Source organism: Halarchaeum nitratireducens (genome assembly GCF_017874695.1).
In the GTDB taxonomy this organism is placed as follows: Archaea; Halobacteriota; Halobacteria; order Halobacteriales; family Halobacteriaceae; genus Halarchaeum; species Halarchaeum nitratireducens.
On sequence record NZ_JAGIKY010000023.1, the window covers coordinates 1 to 18309 of the forward strand.

Genomic DNA, 18309 nt, shown 5'->3' on the forward strand with positions numbered 1-18309 from the left:
GTCGAACCGACCCCCGCCGCGGTACGGCGAATCACAGCACGGCGGGTGCGAGAACGGCGATGCGGCACGGGCGGAGGCCGACCGGTCATTCCACGCGGACGTGCGTGCGGTCTGGTCGGGTGGTACCCGTGCACCGCACGCTACGCGACGGGGCGAAATGAACACCGAGGGTTTCGTCTTGGACTATCGGGATTCGAGGTGTTCGATCCCCTGCTTGGCGACGTTCGCTTGCGTGATCTCGGCGGGCATCCAGTCGGGCTTGTCGTCCGGGGAGCTCGACTCCCACGCCCACGCCTCGTACACGTGAACCTTGTCGGTGCCCTTCTCCCGAAGTCGGATCTCGGATCGCGGCGCGGCGTCCTCGCTCTCACCGACCGATTCGAGCCGCCGTGCGGCCTTCAGTGCGGCCTGTCGGGGTGTACTACCGCTGAACACGCTGTCCTCGGTACCGTCCGTATCGCGGAGTGCGAAGTTCCGCTTGCCGTCCTCGCGTACCATAGCCTTGCAACCATGCCAACAATACGCAGACTCAGTGATAAACGTACCGCCGAGATCGGCCGACGGCACGCCGGAGCGGGGAGTAGCACGCTCACGACTCGGAAGGGCTTAAGTAACAGCTACACCGAAGGTAGACGTAGGTTAGACCCGATGGTCCGCAAGAAGAAGCTCAGCCCGAGTGGGGCGAAAGGCGAGGACGGGGAGTACCACAACGCCCACGTCAACCTCCATGAGGACGAACTCGCCGTCGCCGGGCTCGACATCGGCGACGAGGTGTTCGTTCGCGTGCGCGAGGACAAGATCATCATCCAGAAGGCCGACCCCGACGAGGTCGACCACGACTTCTGAGGCGGGGTGATGTACCGAGCCCTCAAGCCGCTGCTCTTCCAGCTGTCCGCGGAGACGGCCCACGGAGCGATCCACGCCGTCCTACGCGGCGTCGAGTCGGCCTCGCCGGCCCGCTCGGCGCTCGATCGATGGTACGGCGTCGACGACGACCGCCTTCGCGTCCGCGCGTTCGGTAACGAGTTCCCGAACCCGGTCGGTGTCGCCGCCGGGTTCGACAAGAACGCGCACGTGCCACAGAGCCTCGCGGCGCTCGGGTTCGGCCACCTCGAGGTCGGCGGCGTCACCGCAGAGCGTCAGCCCGGAAACCCGAAGCCCCGGATGTTCCGCCTTCCGGAGGACGAGGCGATCATCAACCGGATGGGGTTCAACAACGACGGGGCGGACGCGATCGGGGCGCGCCTCGACGCGAACCCGCTCCCGGACGTCCCGGTCGGAATCAACATCGGGAAGTCGAAGTCGACGCCGCTCGACGAGGCGGCCGACGACTACGGATACACGTACGAGCGCGTCGCGGAGGCGGGCGACTACTTCGTCGTGAACGTCTCCAGCCCGAACACGCCGGGGCTACGCGACCTCCAGCACAGCGACGCGCTACGTGAGATCCTGACGGCTCTCGTCGAGGCGGGTGCGAGCCCGCTCCTCGTGAAGTTCTCCCCCGACCTCTCGCGGGAGGGGATCGCCGCCGGCGTCGAGCTCGCTGAGGAACTCGACCTCGACGGGATCATCGCCGTCAACACGACGACGGAGCGCGAGGGGCTTCGTCACCCGAAGCGCGTCGAAGAGGGGGGGCTCTCGGGTGCCCCCCTCCGGGAGCGCGCGACGAGCACGGTTCGGTTCGTCGCGGAGCGCACCGACCTCCCGGTGGTGGGCGTCGGCGGCGTCTTCACCGCTGCGGACGCCTACGAGAAGATCCGCGCCGGCGCGAGCGTCGTCCAGCTCTACACCGGAATGGTCTATCGCGGCCCGTCGATCGCAACCGAGATCAACCGCGGACTCCTCGCGTTGTTAGAGCGGGACGGCTTCGACTCGGTCGGGGACGCCGTCGGTGCGGATTTATAGTCCCAGGGTTGTCTCCCCGAGTCCGCGTCGCGGGCCGTTCGGGCCGAAGAACTGGACCGGTAGGGTGCGAATCGCCGTGCGCTCGCGGGGGGCGAGTCGCGCTAGTCGGCGAGCGCGTCGAGGCGGAACTCGAACGCCGCCACGGGCACTTCGAGGTCGTGCTCGACGAGCACTTCGGGGTGGACTTCGCCGACGACGCCGACGGTCTCGCCGTCGATGACGACGCTCGCGGTGCGCCCGTCGATGAACGACGGGTGCGTGGTGGCGGGCGTCTCCAAGTCGACGTCGAAGTCGCGCGCGATCACTTGGAGGCGCGCCTTCGCGTCCTCGTAGGAGGCGTCGTGGCGGACGACGGCGCCGGCGACGGTGCGGCGCTCGGCGACCCCCGTGTTGCTGTCGTCGCGTTCGGCGGCGAAGCCGACCTCCGCGACGTCCTGCGGGTACGCACGGTGCGTGTTGTTCTCGAGGAGCGCCACGAGCGAGGGGAGCGCCCACGTCCGGACGATCGTGTAGTCCTCGCTGTACGGTTCGGCGATGGTTGCGGGTTCGCCGCCGCCGACGACGTCGCTCCCGGCGCTGAGACCCATCCGGTCGTAGTTCTCGGCCTCGTTCGTGAGGTGGAAGTTGAGGAGGTCCTGGTGGCCGAGGCCGACGAGCGTCTCGCGGACGGCGCGCTCCAAGCGCGAACGCTCCGTGCGCCCGCCGACCGTGGAGACGTCGGGGTAGCGCGGGACGAGGTCATTGAAACCGTACGCCCGGCCGACGTCGTCGACGACGTCGACGGGATGGAGGACGTCCGTCCGGTACGGCGGAATCTCGACGACGTAGTCGGTACCCTGTTCGCCCCAGTCCTCGCTCTCGGCGCCGAGACCGGCGCGCCCGAGCAGGTCGAGCACGTCGTCTTCGGTGAGATCGATGCCGAGGGTGGACTCGATGCGCTCGTGGGTGACGACCTTCTCGTCGGTCTCGAAGTCGGGTTTCTCGACGTCGAGGTCGAGATAGGAGACGGTCACGTCCTCGATGGTTCCGCCGCGCGCGTCGAGCGCGTAGCAGATGATGTTGCACATCCGATCGATGGTCCACTGATCGGTGCCCGTGAGTTCGACGAGGAGGTCCCGCGAGTCCTCGGTGACCTCGGTCCGTCGACCGTTGATGACGGGGGGGAAGCTGAACAGTCCGAGGTCGTCGTAGATGGCGGGGTAGCGCTCGTAGTCGGTGAGGAGGTCGGCGTACTGCTCGCCGGTCGGATGCTCCGTGAGTACGGCCGCGGGCGTACGCTCGGCGTCGTCGTCGAGCGGGACGAACGTGTCGCCGTTCGGGTCGACGCCCCGGTAGGTGATGGAGTTGGACGCCGCGGCGTCGGTGGCGTCCGGGTCGTGACTCTCGGTGGCGGTGCCACCGTCGTCTCGCGGCTCCGCCGCTCGATCGTCCGCGGGACGCCGTTTCGGGCTGCTCACGCGTTCGTCCGCACTCCGCGCGGACCGTCCCTTGATCATCGTGAGATCGTGGATCCCGATGGCTCCCTTCGCGCGTTTACGCCCCATCGTCGCGTGGAGCTTCTCCTGCAGTTGGATGAGCGATTCGAGCGCACCCCCGCTGAGGTCGACGCCGCGGACGATCGCTCCCGTGACGTACGGCCGCTCGTCGGGGACGCTCTCGTCCACCTCGATTGTCCACTCGGCGTCGTTCGTGTCGGGGACGTAGATCCCCGAGGCGTCGCCGTACTGGTAGCGCAGCGAGCGCGCGACGCCCTCGACGCTCAGCCGATCGAGTCGGTCCGGGGCGAACTCCAGTTGGAACTCGCCGTCCTCACTCATCCCCTCGAATTCGAGGCCGAGGCCGAAGAGGTCGTCTTTCAGTTCGTCGTCGCTCTTCTCCTCGTGGCCGGTGAGCTCGCGGAGTTCGTCGGGGTCGACGTCGACGACGGGCATCTAATAGACCACCTCCGTGTCCCGCAAGAAGTCGATGTCGGCGAGCGTGCCGTGAACGTCGCGGATGTCCTCGAAGCCGTGCGTGAGCATCAGTAAACGCTCTAAGGCGAGCCCCCACGCCATCACGTCGCAGTCGACGCCGAGCGGCTCTAAGACCTCGGGGCGGAAGAGCCCGGAGTTCCCGATCTCGATGACCTCACCGGTCCGGGGGTGCGTCCCGAACAGCTCGAAGGACGGTTCGGTGTAGGGGTTGTAGTGGGGTTTGAAGCGGACGTCCTCGATGCCGAACTGGCTGTAGAACTCGGTGAACGTACCCATGAGGTCGCGCACGGAGAGGTCCTCGGCCATCACCCACCCCTCGATCTGGAAGAACTCGAGGAGGTGGGTGGCGTCGAGCGTGTCGTTCCGGTAGACCTTCTCGACGCTGAAGTAGCGCTGTGGCGGTTCGAGATCGCCGACGGCTTCGCCCGAGAGATACCGCATCGAGAGCGACGTCGTGTGGCCGCGGAGGTCGACGCCGCGCGCCATCTCCTCGGTCCACGGCGAGTGGTAGCCGTCGCCGTCCCGTCCGACGCCCTCTCGGTGCGCGCTCTCGACGCGCTCTAAGAGGTCCGCGGGGAGGTCGTCGACCTCGCTCGGTTCGCTGAGCGCGAACTGATCCCAGTGGGTGCGGGCGGGGTGGTCTTGGGGCATGAAGAGCGCGTCGTTGATCCAGAACTCGGAGTCGGCGTGTGGTCCCTCCATCTCCTCGAAGCCCATCCCGACGAGGACGTCCTTGACGCGTTCGGCGGTGGCGCGCAGGACGTGCGTCTTCCCGCTGCTGGGCGTTTCGGCGTCGGCTTCGACGTTGTAGTCGGCGAACTCCACGTCCGCCCACTCGCCAGAGGCGAGCATCTCGGGGGTGAGTTGGCCGACGGCCTCGGTGGTTTCCACGCCGGCCATCAGCGCGTCGACGCCGTCGTCGGTGAGCGTGACCGAGCGGACGGTGCGCTCGTTGACGACGACGAGGTCGCGGCGTTCGAGCGTCTCGCGAACGTCGTCGTCGATCGGGTCGCCGGCCGCGATCCGATCGAGCGCCGCGGCCTCCGCGTCGCTCTCGGGATCGGCGGTGGGGTCCGCGGAGAGGTCGCCCGAAGCGATCTCTCCGTACCCCTTCCGGGCGTAGTTCGAGAGCGCGATGTCGACCTCGGGGCCATCCAGATCGGCGGCGCCGAGCACCGCGCCCATGCTCACGGGGGTCTCGTCAGCGCCGGCGTCGAGGGCGGCCGCATAGAGACGGACTTCGGGGAGGCCGTCCGCGCGGTAGCGCTCGCCCTCGTCGGTGAGTTCGACGTCGGCGACGGTGTCCTCGGTGACGGCGACGAGACCGCGCTCTTCGAGGTCGAAAGCGGCTCCCGTGACCGTCTCCGGTTTCTGCCCGGTCGCGGACGCGAGCGCCGCGATGGGCGTCGGTTCGTCTGCGCTCGCCGCCTCGAGGACCGCGAGCTCGCGTTGTGGGAGTTCCATTGGTTCGTGTGGTGTCCGGTAGCCGGATAGCTATTGCGAAGGTCGAGCGCCGTCGTGCCCGGTCGTAAGGCGGCGGGGCGGGAGAAATCGAAGTCGGGTGGCGGGCGAGTCAGCCCTCGAAGTGTTCCTGGACGACTTCGAGCGCGCGCTCGCGGTCGTCCCAACCGACGAAGACGGCGACGCTCGTCGCGGACGTGATGACGTCGTGGAGCGAGATGCCGGCGTCGGCGATCGGATTGACGATGTCGCGGATGACGCCGGGCCGGGAGGGGAGGTCGCCTCCGAGGATCCGGATACCGGCGACATCGTCGGTGACGGTGACGCTGGAGAGGGTGTCCTCGGCGACGACTTCGCGGTGGAGGATGGTCTCCGCGCGCTCGTCGACGTCGGCGTCGATGTAGAAGGAGATGGAGTCCATCCCGGAGGCGACGCCGTCGACGTTGATGCCGGCTTCGGCGAGCGCGTTCGAGAGGCGCGCGAGGATTCCCGGACTGTTCCGGATGGCGCGCCCGGCCACCGTGATACAGGCGAGCGGTTCGTCGCGCATGTCGATGATGTTCTCGAACTCCCCCTCGATGGAGGTCCCGCCCGTCAGGAGATCCGAGTGCTGGTAGTGGATGACGCGGACGTCGAGGTCGGCGTCCTTGTAGGTGAGCGCGGAGGGTGCGACGACCTCGGCACCGCGGAAGGAGAGGTTGCGGAGTTCGTCGACGGTGATCTCGCCGACGTTGCGCGCGCCCTCAACGACGTGGGGATCGCCGGTCATGATGCCCTCGACGTCGGTGACGATGACGACTTCGTCCGCGTCCATGTAGCGACCGAGCATCACGGCGGAGGTGTCGCTCCCCCCGCGCCCGAGGGTCGTGACGTTCCCGTCGTGATCCTGGGCGAGGAAGCCGGTGACGACGGGAACGACCCCGTCCATGCGCTCGGCGAGCTTTCGGGCGCGCTTACGGGTCTCCTCGACGTCGACCTCGCCGCGCTCGTTCGTGATGACCGGCCAGTCGGGGTGACCGGGTTCGAGGAAGATCGCGTCGATATCGCGGGCGGTGAGGGCGGCCTTGAGCATGCGGACGGACGTCCGCTCGCCCATCGAGACGATCTCGGCGCGGTCCCCCTCCTCGGCGTCGAACGTGATGTCGTCGAGGAGGTCGTCGGTCGTCGATCCCATCGCGGAGGCGACGACGGCGATCTGGTGGCCCTCGCGGACCGCGTTGGCGATGGAGTCCGCGGCCCGGTCGATCCGCTCTCCGGAGCCGAGGCTGGTGCCGCCGAACTTTGCGACTACACGCATCGGGATCCCCCGACGCGAGTCGTGTCACACGCAATCATGGACACGCGTAGCAACGGCGGGGGGATAACCCTGTCTATCCGGGAGACGGGTCCCCGTGTGTCGATTTTTAGTGCACGCGCGTGCAAACGCGGGTATGGATCAGCCGACCGTTCGGGACGCGCACGACGGCGACGTCGGCGTGATCGCGGAGCTCACCGACATCGAGACCGGCGCGGCGGAACGGCTCGTTCGCGACCGGCGGGTAGTCGTCGCCGAGCGCGAGGGGGACGTCGTCGGCGTCGTCGCGTACGAAGCTAGCAGCGGCGCGGTCCACATCACGCGGCTCGCGGGCGAGACGGCGGCGGTCGCGGCGCTCCTCGACGAGCCGATCGCCTTCGCGCGCGCGGAAGGTATCGACGTCGAGGCGCTCGTCCCCGACGCGGCCGGCGGCGCGCTCGACGCGGTGACGAACGCCGGCTTCGAGGCCGTCGGCGACGGCCCGCGCTTCGACGGAGAGCGGACGACGCGATATCGACTCGCGGTGGACGAGAACGCCTAGCAACCCCTCCGTTTCGGGTGGAGACCGATAGACGTGAGTTCGCTGGGCGTCGAGTGGAACGTGGCGAACGGGAGGTCGCGGGAGGCGAGAGCCGGGCGCGTTCGTCTCCCCCGTTCTCCCATCCTTCACGTTCCTACTCGTGCGCGCGCGTACGATTAATCAGAACTTCCGAACCGTGACGTCGAGGGTGTCGAGATCGAGGATCGGCGCGGTGCCGACGTCGGGGTCGATGTTGACGGACTGCTGGAAGGCGGTCTGTTCCTGCCAGCTCCCCGAGTTGATCAGCGTGACGTTGTGGTACGCGCCGATACCGAGCTTGTGGACGTGGCCGGTGTGGAAGACGTCCGGGATGTCGTCGATGACCAAGTAGTCCTTCTCCTCGGGCGCGACGCGCATCCGGCCGCCGTACTGGGGGGCGACGTGGCGTTTCTTGAGGAGTTGGGCCATCGCGTTGTGTGGAGCGTCGTAGGAGACGCTCTCGTCACCGTGTTCGGCGATGACTTCGTCGAGGCTGACGCCGTGGTACATGAGGACGTCGACGCCCTCGACGGTGACCGTGGCGGGGTTGCCGACGATGCGCGCGTCGTGGGCGGACATGATGTCCCGGAGGTTCTCGTCGAAGCCGGGTTGGGGTTCGGCGAGGCGGACGGCGTCGTGGTTCCCCGGAATCATGATGATCTCCATGTCGCCGGGGACGTCCTTCAAGCGCTCCGAGAACGCGCGGTACTGCTCGTAGACGTCGACGATGTCGAGCTCCTCGTCTTGGTCGGGATAGACGCCGACGCCCTCGACCATGTCCCCGCCGATCAGGAGATACTCGACGGCGTCGGCCTCGGGCGCGTGAAGCCAGTCGGCGAAGGCGTCCCAACGATCGCCCGCGAACTCCTGGCTACCGACGTGGACGTCGGAGACGAGCGCCGCCTGGACGTGTCGGTCGGCGGTGCTCGGGCGGTAGGTGCGGGGAACGTCGGGGAAGTGGACGCTGTCGGCGAAGAGGATGCCACCGTCGTCGGCGAGCGTCCCCTCGATGGCGATGACCTCGTCGAGGAGGAGTTCGTCGACGACGTCCGCCCAGTCGCGGTCCTTCATGATGAGGGCGGGGAACGTCCCGTTCGTGTCCTCCAGTTCGACGAGCCAGTGACCGCTCGCCGTCGAGCGGACGTCGTTGACCATCCCCACTATCGCGGCGTCGCTTCCGCCGGGCATCGCGTCGAGCGCCTCGGTGGGGCGGTGGTTGACGCGCCCGCGGAGCTTCTTCGAGAGACGCTCGTACCGGTCCCGAAAGACGGTCACGAAGTCGCCGTACTCGCCGGCGCCAGTGGAGTGACCGGTGACGTCGCCGGCCACCTCGGGCGGCGTCGGGGAGCGACCGTCACGCCCCGTCGACGTCGCGTCCGCTCGCCCCGTCGCGTCCACCTGATCCATCGGGTCGGCGTGATCGCCGTTTCTCGTCGTCCCGCCGCGGGCAGGCGTGTCGAGCGCGTTCGCATCGCTCGCGCCGCCCCGTTCGTCGTCGTTCGCCGCCGGTTCGCGTGTACTACCCCTTCGCGCGGCGTCGTCGGCGTCGCCTCCCGTTTCGGGGGCGCGGGCGGTCGCACCGCCGTCGGTACTGGCGGCGTCGGCCGACCGCGCAGACGTCCGGGGGCCGTCGCCGAGGGCGTCGCGAACGTCCGCAGCGGTGAGCGTGAGAGCGTCGTCGCCCGCGTCGTCGACGACGCGTTCGACGGCCGCGTCCGGATCGGGCGAATCGGCGATGAGCGTCACGGCGTCGCGCTCGGCGTTGTAGCCGCGGCGCGCGAGTTCGCGGACCACCCGGACGGGCGTCGAGTCGGGCACGATACGACCAGCACGCCGTCCGCGAGCAAAAGGACTACGGAAGCCACTGTCGAGTGGGAAGCTTGAAACGCGGTTCGGCCGTACCGATCGGCAATGGCCGACGACGTCCCCAACCCACGCGACGGCCCGCTGGCGGCGCTCCGGTGGTTCCGCAGGACAGACAACGAGGCCGTCCTCTTCGTGCGCGAGCTCGTGAGCAGTGCGCTCGTCGTCGTCCTGATCGGCGTCTTGCTCTTCGCCGTCAGCGGACTCTGGCCGCCGCTCGTCGCCGTCGAGTCCGGCAGCATGACGCCCCACCTCCAGAAGGGCGACCTCGTCTTCGTCATGGAAGAGCACCGATTCGCCGGCGCCGGCGCGACCGGCGCCACCGGCGTGGTCACCTACCAGACCGGGGAGCGAACGGGGTACGCGAAGTTCGGCGAACCTGGGGACGTCGTCGTCTACGCGCCCGACGGCGACAGGGGGACGACGCCGATCATCCATCGAGCCCGCTTCTGGGTGGCCGACGGCGAGAACTGGTACGACGAGGCGAACGCGAGCTACGTGCTCGGTGCGAAGGACTGCGAGGAGCTCAGGAACTGCCCCGCACCGCACGCGGGGTTCATCACGAAGGGCGACTCGAACCCCGCGTACGATCAGGCCGTCGGGATCTCGACGCCCGTCCGGCCCGACTGGGTCCGAGGGACCGCCGAGTTCCACATCCCGTGGCTCGGGTGGGTGCGCCTCGTAGTGACGGGTGACGCCCCCCTCACCACGCCGCTCGTCACGGGAGACGCAGTCACACCGAGTGGCACGGCGATCCCGACCGGCGGAGCGTCGGCCGCCCCGGCGTGACGGGCGGCGGCGAGACGGACGAACCCCTTCGTTTCCGATGGAACGCGGGGGCGAACAGCCGCGATAAGCCGTGGGACGGGGACGCGATCAGTTGTCGAATCGGGCTTGGACGAACGGCGTGACGTCCTCGATATCGCCGAGTCGGGAGTCCGCCTGCAGGACGGCCTCCGTCTCGTCGATGGGGACGGAGAGGTTGATCTCCTTCGTCCGCCCGTAGCGGCCCTTCGAGACGACGACGGCGTTCACGATCCCGAGCATGTCGAGTTCGCTGATGAGGTCGGTGACGCGGCGTTGTGTGAGCACGTCGGCGTCGATCTCGTCACAGAGCGTCTTGTAGATGTTGTATACCTCGCCGGTGTTGATGTTGTGGACGCCGTGCTTCTCCAGCATCATGATGGCGAAGAGGACGAGTTTCGACTGCGTCGGGAGCGTTCGCACCACCTCGACGACGCGGTCGAGTTCGATCTTGTCCTGCGCGCGACGGACGTGTTCTTCCGTGACGACGTCGGCCTGATCGCGCTCGGCGAGTTCGCCCGCGGTGCGGAGGAGATCGAGTGCGCGCCGAGCGTCGCCGTGCTCTTGGGCGGCGAACGCCGCGCAGAGCGGGATGACGTCCTCGCTGAGCGCGTCGGCTTTGAACGCGTCCGTCGAGCGGTGCTGGAGGATGTCGCGGAGTTGGTTCGCGTCGTACGGCGGGAAGACGATCTCCTCCTCGCCGAGGCTCGACTTCACGCGCGGGTCGAGGAAGTCGGTAAACTTCAGGTCGTTCGAGATGCCGATGATGGAGACGCGGGAGTTCGTGAGTTCGGAGTTCATCCGCGAGAGGTTGTAGAGGGTGTCGTCGCCGGACTTCTCGACGAGCTTGTCGATCTCGTCGAGCATGATGACGGCGACCCGCTCGACGTAATCGACGGCGTCGAAGAAGACGGAGTAGACGCGATCGGTCGGCCACCCGGTCATCGGGACTTCCTCCATGTCCTCGAGGTCGCGCTCGAACTCCTCGATACGCCGCTCGACGTCGCGCTCCCCATCGAACTCGGTGTCCGCGAGCACGCTCGGGTCGTCGTCGCTCTCAACGAGTAGGTCTTCGAGTTCTCGTACGCGCCCGCGCGCGTACTCGCGATTCTGCTCGATGAAGGTGTTCGCCAGTTGGGCGAGCACGCGGTACTGGGTGTCCGTCACCTCGCAGTTGATGTACTCGACCTCGCAGGGGACGTCGTACTTCCGGGAGGTGTTCTCCAACTCCTGGCTGACGTACTTCGCGGAGGCGGTCTTGCCGGTGCCGGTCTTCCCGTAGATGAGGATGTTCGACGGCGTCTCACCGCGGAGGGCGGCGACGAGGATCGTCGCCATGTTGTTTATCTGCTCGTTGCGGTGTGGGAGTTCGTGCGGCGTGTACGACGGCCGGAGCACTTCCTTGTTCTCGAAGATGGGCTCACCGCTGAGTAGATCGTCGAAGAGTCCCCCTTCGTCTTCCTCCTCGTCGAGGACATCGTCGAGCTCGACGTCGAAATCCCTGTTCGCCGTCCGCCGTCCGTTCGGTTCTTCGTCCGTCATCCTATCACGTACACCCCTTTGTTTCAGGTGGAAATCGACGGACACGGCGCCTATACCGCCCCGATCACCGACGTTGCCGCCTCACGTTCGAGACCGGTCCGTCCAGTTGATGCAGATGAAACAAACGAAGCCGTCCAGACAAAAGAGTTTCGATGAATGTGATTCGCCGTTGGCCGACCACCGTCACGGCGAGCGGAAGGTTCGATCCAATAATTATGTCGATAGTTGAGAAACAGAATATCCCGAAAGAGAGGAGAGTGTACGTCGATGGCGACGGCCGTCGACCACTGAACTATCGCCAGTTCCAGAGGAAACAGAGGTATGTTTGTACTGAATATTAACAGACGATCCCAGTCGTGAGAAGTCATCCGTCGGTTTCGGGACTCGTTGTTCCCGGTATTCGGGCTTCCCCATCGGTTCGATCGGCCGGCGGTTCCACCCGAAACGGAGGGGGTTACCGGGCTTTCGTGCGAAACCCCCCCACCCCTTCGTTTCGAGTGGAACGGAACAAAAGCGATAGCAGGGGAAGAGTACGAGACCGACTCTAGGAAGACGAAATCTATAATACATAGGCGAAAAAACTAAATCCGCACTGCAGGAAAACAATATTTTTCCTTCTCACTGTCTGTTGTAATATGTCTCTTATCTCTCGAAACATCTCAACTACCCCCTCCCCCGCCCCGCCGGTCGTTCGTCTCCACCCGAAACGAAGGGGTGGGGGGATGGTCGCTCCCCCCTCACGACCGATAGGTAGACACTGACACTCATTCGACTGGCCGATCCCGTGTCTGACGTAAGTTTAAGTCGTCTCATCGGGTCAGTACGGGTAGCACGCGCGCTCACGGGAACGGATACTGCGTCAACTATTCCCGTCTGGGCGCTCGTACCGTAATCAGAGAAAGAGGATGGGACTGTTCGCAGACCTCAGGGACAGCATCTCGGCGGTCACGGCGAAGCTGTTCGCCGGCGAGAGCGAGGACCCGAAGCGGATCGGCATTTACGGCCCGCCGAACGCTGGGAAGACCACGCTCGCCAACCGCATCGCCCGCGACTGGACCGGCGACGCCGTCGGACCCGAGAGCCATATCCCCCACGAGACACGACGCGCGCGGCGCAAGGAGAACGTCGAGATCGAACGTGACGGCCACACGGTCTCCATCGACATCGTCGACACGCCCGGCGTGACGACGAAGGTCGACTACGAGGAGTTCCTCGATCACGACATGGAAAAAGACGAGGCGGTCCGTCGATCCCGGGAGGCCACCGAAGGGGTCGCCGAGGCCATGCACTGGCTCCGCGAGGACGTCGACGGCGTCATCTACGTCCTCGACTCGACGACCGACCCGTTCACACAGGTGAACACGATGCTCATCGGCATCATCGAGAGCCGCGATCTGCCAGTGCTCATCCTCGCCAACAAGACGGACCTCGAGGACTCCAAGGTCCAACGCATCCGCAACGCCTTCCCCCAACACGAGACGATCGAACTCTCCGCACTCGAGGGCGAAAACATGGACGAGGTCTACGACCGGATCGCGGAGAAGTTCGGGTGATTCCGGATGGCTGAACAGGAACCGGAGACGGACGACGGGGTCCAACTCGACCTCATCAGCGCCGAGCGCATGGAGAACAAGACCTCCATGGAGAAGATCCGGATGATTCTCGACTCCGTCCACGACGGCGACATCGTCGTCCTCGAACAGGGCCTGACCCCGGACGAGGAGTCGAAGCTCATCGAGGTGACGATGACCGAGATCAATCCCGATGGGTTCACCGGGATCGAGATCGAGTCCTTCCCGCGCAGCGAGACCAAGGAATCCGGCTTCCTCGGCCGGCTCATGGGCAAGGACGAGGACCCCGCGAAGCTCACGGTCATCGGGCCCGCGAACCAGATCCAGTCGCTTCACAAGGACGAGACGCTGATCAGCGCGCTCCTCAAGAGGAAGTAGGGATGCCCCATCAGTGCACGAACTGCGGGCATACGTTCGCCGACGGTTCCAAGGAGATGCTTTCGGGGTGTCCCGAGTGCGGCGGGAACAAGTTCCAGTTCCATCCGAGCGAGGTTCCCGACGACGCGCCGGACGACGCGACTGAAGAGCCCCCGGAGCGACCCGACACCGGCGTCCCGTCGGCCGTGGGGAAAGCCGCCGCGACGGTTCGTGACCTCGTCCGCGACGATACGCCGGACCACGACGACACGCCGGTCTCCGACGACGAGACGCCGCAGACGGCCGACGCACCCGAAACAGCGGGTGGGCCGTCGCCCGGCGCGTCGAGCGCGGACGACGGTAACCGTGATCCGCCGGACGCTACTCCGGGTCAGTCGACGGGGACCGATAGCGAACCCGACGACGGAGGTGACGACGACGCCGAGGACGCCGCACAGGCGTCCGCGCGCAGCGAGATGGTCACCGCCGACGACCTCCCCGAACGCCCGCCGAGCGAGGGCCGCGTCGTCAAGGAACCCGACGCGGACGCCGACGAACCCGACATGGAAGCCCTGCGCGAGGAGCTCAACGAACAGTTCGAGTCGATCAAGGTGCTCGCGCCGGGGCAGTACGAGCTCAACCTCATGGAGCTCTACGACCGCGAGGAGTACATCATCGCGCTCCAAGAGAACGGCCGATACGTCATCGAGGTGCCCGAGACGTTCGCCGGGTCCGAACGCCGGGAGGAGTGAGGCGCGCTCTCGACTCGTCCCATTCACGTCACCTCGGATCACTCCTCTTCGTCACACGCCGTCTCGCTTTCCCCTTCCACCTCCTTCCACCCTCCTCTCATCTCATCCCCCCTTCCCGTCTTTTGCCTTCCTTCGCGTTGCGACTCGTATCCCGCCCGAACGTCCACTTTCCGCCGACCGGACGCGCGCGTACTTCCTGCCTGAAAAGCCACTCTTTTGTCCACCTCGTCGAAACGCATGATAATGTCTCACTTCCGAGGTGAGCGCGCGTGAGCGCGCTTGATTACCTGGAGACGGTCGCATCGTACGCGAACAAGTTCTTCGTCGTCTGGGTCGTGCTCCTCGCCGCGATCGCGCTCTACGCGCCGGCGTACTTCACGCCGATCGGCGCGTACATCACGCCGCTGCTCGGCCTCATCATGCTCGGGATGGGGCTGACCCTCCTCCCGGAGGACTTCCGCCGGATCGTCGAGCGGCCACGCGACGTCGGTATCGGGGCGCTCACCCAGTGGCTCGTGATGCCCGTAGCCGCCTACGCCCTCACCCTCGTCCTCGGGCTCCCTCCGGAGCTCGCGCTCGGCGTCATCCTCGTCGGCGCGGCCCCCGGTGGCACCGCGTCGAACGTCATGACCTATCTCGGGAACGGGGACGTCGCACTCTCGGTCTCGATCACGACGGTGACGACGCTGACCGCGCCGATCCTGATGCCCGCGTGGGTGCTCGCGCTGGCCGGCGAGTCGATCGACGTCACCTTCATGTCCCTGTTCTCCAGCATCGTACAGATAGTCTTCATCCCCGTGCTCGCCGGGTTCGCGCTGCGCTACCTCCTCGATCGATACGCCCCCCGCGTCGCCGAGATCGGCCTGACGGTCTTCCCGACGATCTCCGTCGCGGCCATCGTCGCCATCGTCGCCGCCGTCGTCGCCGGGAACAAGGGCGTGATCCTCGGCGCCGCCGCGGCCGCGATCGCCGTCGTCGTCCTCCACAACGGCATCGGACTCACCGCCGGGAACCTCGTCGGCCGCGCCACCGGGATGAGCGAGGACCGCGTGCGCGCCACGACGTTCGAGGTCGGGTTACAGAACTCCGGGCTCGCCGTCGCGCTCGCGAGCGCGCACTTCGGCGGCGGGCTCGTCGCGCTCGCGCCCGCGCTCTTCAGCGTCTGGCACAACGTCAGCGGCCCAGCGCTCGCCTCCTACTTCTCCTCGCAGGACGGTACCGCGGCCGCCGGCGACCGCACCCCCCCGGAGCGCGCCGACTAGCGCCGGGACGAACTGCCCGATTTTAAGTGCGTCCGGGGCGGACAGTCCCGCATGAGTACGGCCACCAAGATCGTCCTCACCGTCGTCGGTCTGTCCGCTATCGCGTCGCTCGCCCTCATCGCCAACGCACTGGTCTGACGCGTGTTCGAGGAACGTCCGCTTCGCGGCGACGTCGCCGCGGTCCGCGACATCCACGCGCCCGACGCGCTCGTCTACGACACCGAGCGCGACTTCGAGGTGCTCCCGACGTCCGCGCTCACCGAGTTGATGATGGTCGTCGACGCCGTCGATCCGCGCGGCTACGACGCCGCGTGGCTCCCCGACGACCACCCCGCAGTCCTCGACTCCCTCGTCAGTGACGACGTCGTCGTCGGCGCACCCGGCGACGGGAGCATCGCTTGGACGACGCAGACCGACCCGCCGATCGTCTTGGTCAAACCCCGGATCGAGGGGTCACCGGACGATTTCGTCGCGTTCCTCGTCGCCGAGGCGCTCGTGCAGGTCGGCCTCGACCTCCCCGAGCACTTCCTCGGGTTCTTCGGCGACGCGTACGTCGACTTCGCGGCCGCGACGCCCACCGACCCGACCGACACGTACCAGCTCGCGCTCGCCGTCTCCGCCGCGTACGCCGGCCTCTCCACCCGCGAGGTCTTCGCCGGGTGGGCTGAGACGGACGACCGCGCCTCGCTCCACGACGCGTGGACGGACGCAGGCGAACGCATCCAACCGCGCCTCGACGGGCTCGGACACGCCGTCGCGAGCGGTGACACCTCGTTCACCGACGCGGCGGAACTCGCCGCCGCGGGCGTCAAGCACGGCCTTGACTTGCCCGCTCCCTTCGACGCCCTCGACGATCCCGCGTATCGCGAGCACGGCGCCCGCTACGCGGTGTCGTGGGCCGAACGCGTCTTCTCCTGAACGGGGAAGTCGCGGCTTAGAAGTCGGCGTCGAGGCTCCCGTCCTCGTGGAGGTCGAGGACGCCGTCGCAGAGGTCGCGGAAGCGTTCGATCGTCTCGGCGTCGTGGACCTCCGTCGAGACATGGAAGAGTCCGACGGCGTCGTAGGCTTCTAGGAGGCGCGTGAGTCGTTCGAGGGCTTCGATTGCTCGTTCGTCGTCCGCGTAGTACGCGAGTTCGGTGATCGAGTCGAAACTGACCCGGCGTTTCCCCTCGGCCTCCGCGAGGAACTCCTCGGTGACGGTGAGGATCCCGTCGACGTCGTCGGGCGAGGTGACGTAGCGGATGTTTTCGGCGCTCCGGCGTGAGTACCCCCGATCGACCGAGAGGGTGTCGAGGATCTGCGCGCGGGTCTCGTCCACGTCGTAGTGATCGAGCTTCTGCATGACCTCGCGGGCGGTCGTTCGCGTGGAGATGACGAGAAAGGCGTCGGTGTCCGTCTTGAGGAAGTCCGTGTCGATGCGGTCCGTCTCCCCCGTGCTCGGGTGGAGGAGAAGGATGGCGGTGCCGCCCGGAACCGTCTCCGGAGCCCCGTCGATCGCCAGCCGGTAGTCCATATCCCGTACGCGTGTGGCACCGACTTAGAGGTGAGTGTTCCTGCCCGTTCTGCCGCGCGTCGCCCGCGGGAGCGCGGCGTCCTCGGCCCCGATCGCCTCAGAAGACGCTGTCCGCGGTCGCGGCTCCGACCACGCTGAACACCGCGCCGACGCTCGTCGCCTTCAGGGTGAAACAGACGAGCCCGATCCCGTCGAGGTCGAGGCCGAGGTTCGCCGCGAACGTCTGCGGGGCGCGAAACGCCACCGCGAGGATGAGCACGGCGCCGAAGGAAACGCCCATCAGCGAGACGAACCGGATCGGGACTCCGGCGACTTCGGCCTCGCGCTCCGGGTCGCGGTCGTCGTCCGCCCGGTAGAGCGCACCGTAGCCGATGGCGGCGACGAGCGCGAGCGTCAGTCCGACGTGATACCATCGCATGTTGCTCGCGAGCCCCCACACCTCCTCCGTGACGACGAACGGTCCGGCGAGCAGGAATCCCCCCACGATCTGCTGGGCGGTGTCCGCGAGCGCGTAGCGCTTGGTGCGTCTGACCATACATCGCGTGACCACGTCCCCGGAAATAAACCCCTACATCGGTCCCGCCGTCCCGTCGGTCCGTCGCCTCGTCTCCCCGTCGTCCCGTCGGCCAGGTAGATGCACCGACACGTGTGCGCGTGCGTCCCCGGCGGACGGATCGCCCGTCGGAAGAAGCGGACGGAGCCACCGGGGAGCCACCGGCGAGGCGACTGGGGCGTACCGAATCGCTTTACCCGACTAGCGCCGTCGCGTTCCGTATGAGCGTCCGCGAGGAGTTCGACGACTGGGCGGCGTCGGGCCGCGATAAGGGCATGGAGGATCGCCACTGGCACACCGCGAAACACGTGCTCGCGCGAATGCCGGTCGAGGAGAGCGACGCCGTCCTCGACCTCGGGACGGGATCGGGGTACGCGCTGCGTGCGCTGCGCGAACGCGGGATCGATCGCGGCGTCGGCCTCGACGGATCGCCCGAGATGGCGCGCAACGCTCGGTCGTACACCGACGACGACGCGATCGAGTACGTCGTCGGCGACTTCGACGCCCTTCCCTTCGGGGCCGACTCGTTCGACCACGTCTTCTCGATGGAGGCTTTCTACTACGCGCCCGACCCCGAACACACCCTCGAAGAGGTCCGCCGCGTCCTCCGCCCCGGCGGCACCTTCTACTGTGCGGTGAACTACTACGAGGAGAACGTCCACTCCCACGGCTGGCAGGACGGGATCGGCGTCGAGATGACGCGCTGGGACACGGACGAGTACCGCGACGCGTTCCGCGACGCCGGCCTCCACGTCGCCGAACAGGACACCATCCCCGACCGCGAGGTCGAAATCCCCGACGCGGACGCGTTCCCGTACGAGGGCTTCGACACCCGCGCCGACATGGTGGAGCGCTATCGCACTCTCGGGACGTTGCTCACCGTCGGCGTCGCGCCCTGAG

18 protein-coding genes are annotated in these 18309 nt (G+C 67.1%); 10 read left to right on the top strand and 8 right to left on the bottom strand.

Translation table 11 applies throughout. The features are described from left to right. Positions 1-183: 183 nt before the first annotated feature. Positions 184-498 (bottom strand): non-histone chromosomal MC1 family protein, encoded by a 315-nt coding sequence (locus tag J2754_RS15600; RefSeq protein ID WP_188880136.1) that lies wholly within the window; start codon positions 496-498, stop codon positions 184-186. A gap of 150 nt (positions 499-648) precedes the next feature. Here J2754_RS15600 and J2754_RS15605 point away from each other — a divergent pair, with 150 nt between their 5' ends. Then, on the top strand, positions 649-846 hold the full coding sequence (locus J2754_RS15605; RefSeq protein WP_188880138.1) for an AbrB/MazE/SpoVT family DNA-binding domain-containing protein: 198 nt from the start codon (positions 649-651) through the stop codon (positions 844-846). A gap of 9 nt (positions 847-855) precedes the next feature. Then, on the top strand, positions 856-1905 hold the full coding sequence (locus J2754_RS15610; protein WP_188880139.1) for a quinone-dependent dihydroorotate dehydrogenase: 1050 nt from the start codon (positions 856-858) through the stop codon (positions 1903-1905). A 101-nt stretch (positions 1906-2006) separates the two neighbouring features. Here J2754_RS15610 and pheT read toward each other — a convergent pair whose 3' ends face one another. From pheT to J2754_RS15625, 3 genes are all read right to left on the bottom strand, one after another. Further along, positions 2007-3836 (bottom strand): phenylalanine--tRNA ligase subunit beta, encoded by a 1830-nt coding sequence (gene pheT, locus J2754_RS15615; protein WP_188880140.1) that lies wholly within the window; start codon positions 3834-3836, stop codon positions 2007-2009. After that, a complete protein-coding gene (gene pheS / locus J2754_RS15620) occupies positions 3837-5342 on the bottom strand; it encodes a phenylalanine--tRNA ligase subunit alpha (protein ID WP_211087965.1) in 1506 nt (501 codons plus the stop codon). A 109-nt stretch (positions 5343-5451) separates the two neighbouring features. Then, the gene (locus tag J2754_RS15625; protein ID WP_188880142.1) at positions 5452-6636 is read right to left on the bottom strand and encodes an aspartate kinase; all 1185 of its coding nucleotides are present in this window, start codon (positions 6634-6636) and stop codon (positions 5452-5454) included. A 133-nt stretch (positions 6637-6769) separates the two neighbouring features. Between J2754_RS15625 and J2754_RS15630 the strand changes: the two genes are divergently transcribed. Further along, complete coding sequence (locus J2754_RS15630; protein WP_188880144.1) at positions 6770-7174, top strand: hypothetical protein; 405 nt, start codon at positions 6770-6772, stop codon at positions 7172-7174. Between the two features lie 159 nt (positions 7175-7333). Here the strand turns inward: J2754_RS15630 and J2754_RS15635 are convergent, their stop codons facing one another. After that, complete coding sequence (locus tag J2754_RS15635) at positions 7334-9010, bottom strand: DNA-directed DNA polymerase II small subunit (protein WP_211087966.1); 1677 nt, start codon at positions 9008-9010, stop codon at positions 7334-7336. Positions 9011-9103: 93 nt separating this feature from the next. Here J2754_RS15635 and J2754_RS15640 point away from each other — a divergent pair, with 93 nt between their 5' ends. Beyond that, the gene (locus tag J2754_RS15640; RefSeq protein WP_188880147.1) at positions 9104-9844 is read left to right on the top strand and encodes a S26 family signal peptidase; all 741 of its coding nucleotides are present in this window, start codon (positions 9104-9106) and stop codon (positions 9842-9844) included. A gap of 87 nt (positions 9845-9931) precedes the next feature. Here the strand turns inward: J2754_RS15640 and J2754_RS15645 are convergent, their stop codons facing one another. Beyond that, complete coding sequence (locus tag J2754_RS15645; protein WP_188880148.1) at positions 9932-11401, bottom strand: Cdc6/Cdc18 family protein; 1470 nt, start codon at positions 11399-11401, stop codon at positions 9932-9934. A gap of 905 nt (positions 11402-12306) precedes the next feature. On the opposite strand from J2754_RS15645, the gene J2754_RS15650 reads away from it, so the two are divergent. From J2754_RS15650 to J2754_RS15670, 5 genes are all read left to right on the top strand, one after another. Further along, complete coding sequence (locus tag J2754_RS15650) at positions 12307-12954, top strand: Era-like GTP-binding protein (RefSeq protein WP_188880149.1); 648 nt, start codon at positions 12307-12309, stop codon at positions 12952-12954. Between the two features lie 6 nt (positions 12955-12960). After that, positions 12961-13350, top strand: a complete 390-nt coding sequence (locus J2754_RS15655; RefSeq protein ID WP_188880151.1) for a DUF2073 domain-containing protein — start codon at positions 12961-12963, stop codon at positions 13348-13350. Positions 13351-13352: 2 nt separating this feature from the next. Beyond that, positions 13353-14081, top strand: coding sequence for a Zn-ribbon domain-containing protein (locus J2754_RS15660; RefSeq protein ID WP_211087967.1), 729 nt, complete (start codon positions 13353-13355; stop codon positions 14079-14081). A gap of 269 nt (positions 14082-14350) precedes the next feature. Beyond that, positions 14351-15343 (top strand): bile acid:sodium symporter family protein, encoded by a 993-nt coding sequence (locus tag J2754_RS15665; RefSeq protein ID WP_188880155.1) that lies wholly within the window; start codon positions 14351-14353, stop codon positions 15341-15343. Between the two features lie 141 nt (positions 15344-15484). Then, entirely contained in the window at positions 15485-16261 is a 777-nt protein-coding gene (locus tag J2754_RS15670; RefSeq protein ID WP_188880157.1) for a DUF7089 family protein, read from the top strand. A 16-nt stretch (positions 16262-16277) separates the two neighbouring features. Here J2754_RS15670 and J2754_RS15675 read toward each other — a convergent pair whose 3' ends face one another. Together J2754_RS15675 and J2754_RS15680 are read right to left on the bottom strand one after the other, a co-directional pair. After that, entirely contained in the window at positions 16278-16856 is a 579-nt protein-coding gene (locus J2754_RS15675) for a DUF7090 family protein (RefSeq protein ID WP_188880159.1), read from the bottom strand. A 97-nt stretch (positions 16857-16953) separates the two neighbouring features. Then, positions 16954-17391 (bottom strand): DUF2391 domain-containing protein, encoded by a 438-nt coding sequence (locus J2754_RS15680; protein WP_188880161.1) that lies wholly within the window; start codon positions 17389-17391, stop codon positions 16954-16956. Positions 17392-17630: 239 nt separating this feature from the next. Between J2754_RS15680 and J2754_RS15685 the strand changes: the two genes are divergently transcribed. Then, positions 17631-18308, top strand: a complete 678-nt coding sequence (locus J2754_RS15685; RefSeq protein WP_188880163.1) for a class I SAM-dependent methyltransferase — start codon at positions 17631-17633, stop codon at positions 18306-18308. The last annotated feature ends 1 nt before the right edge of the window (position 18309 follow it).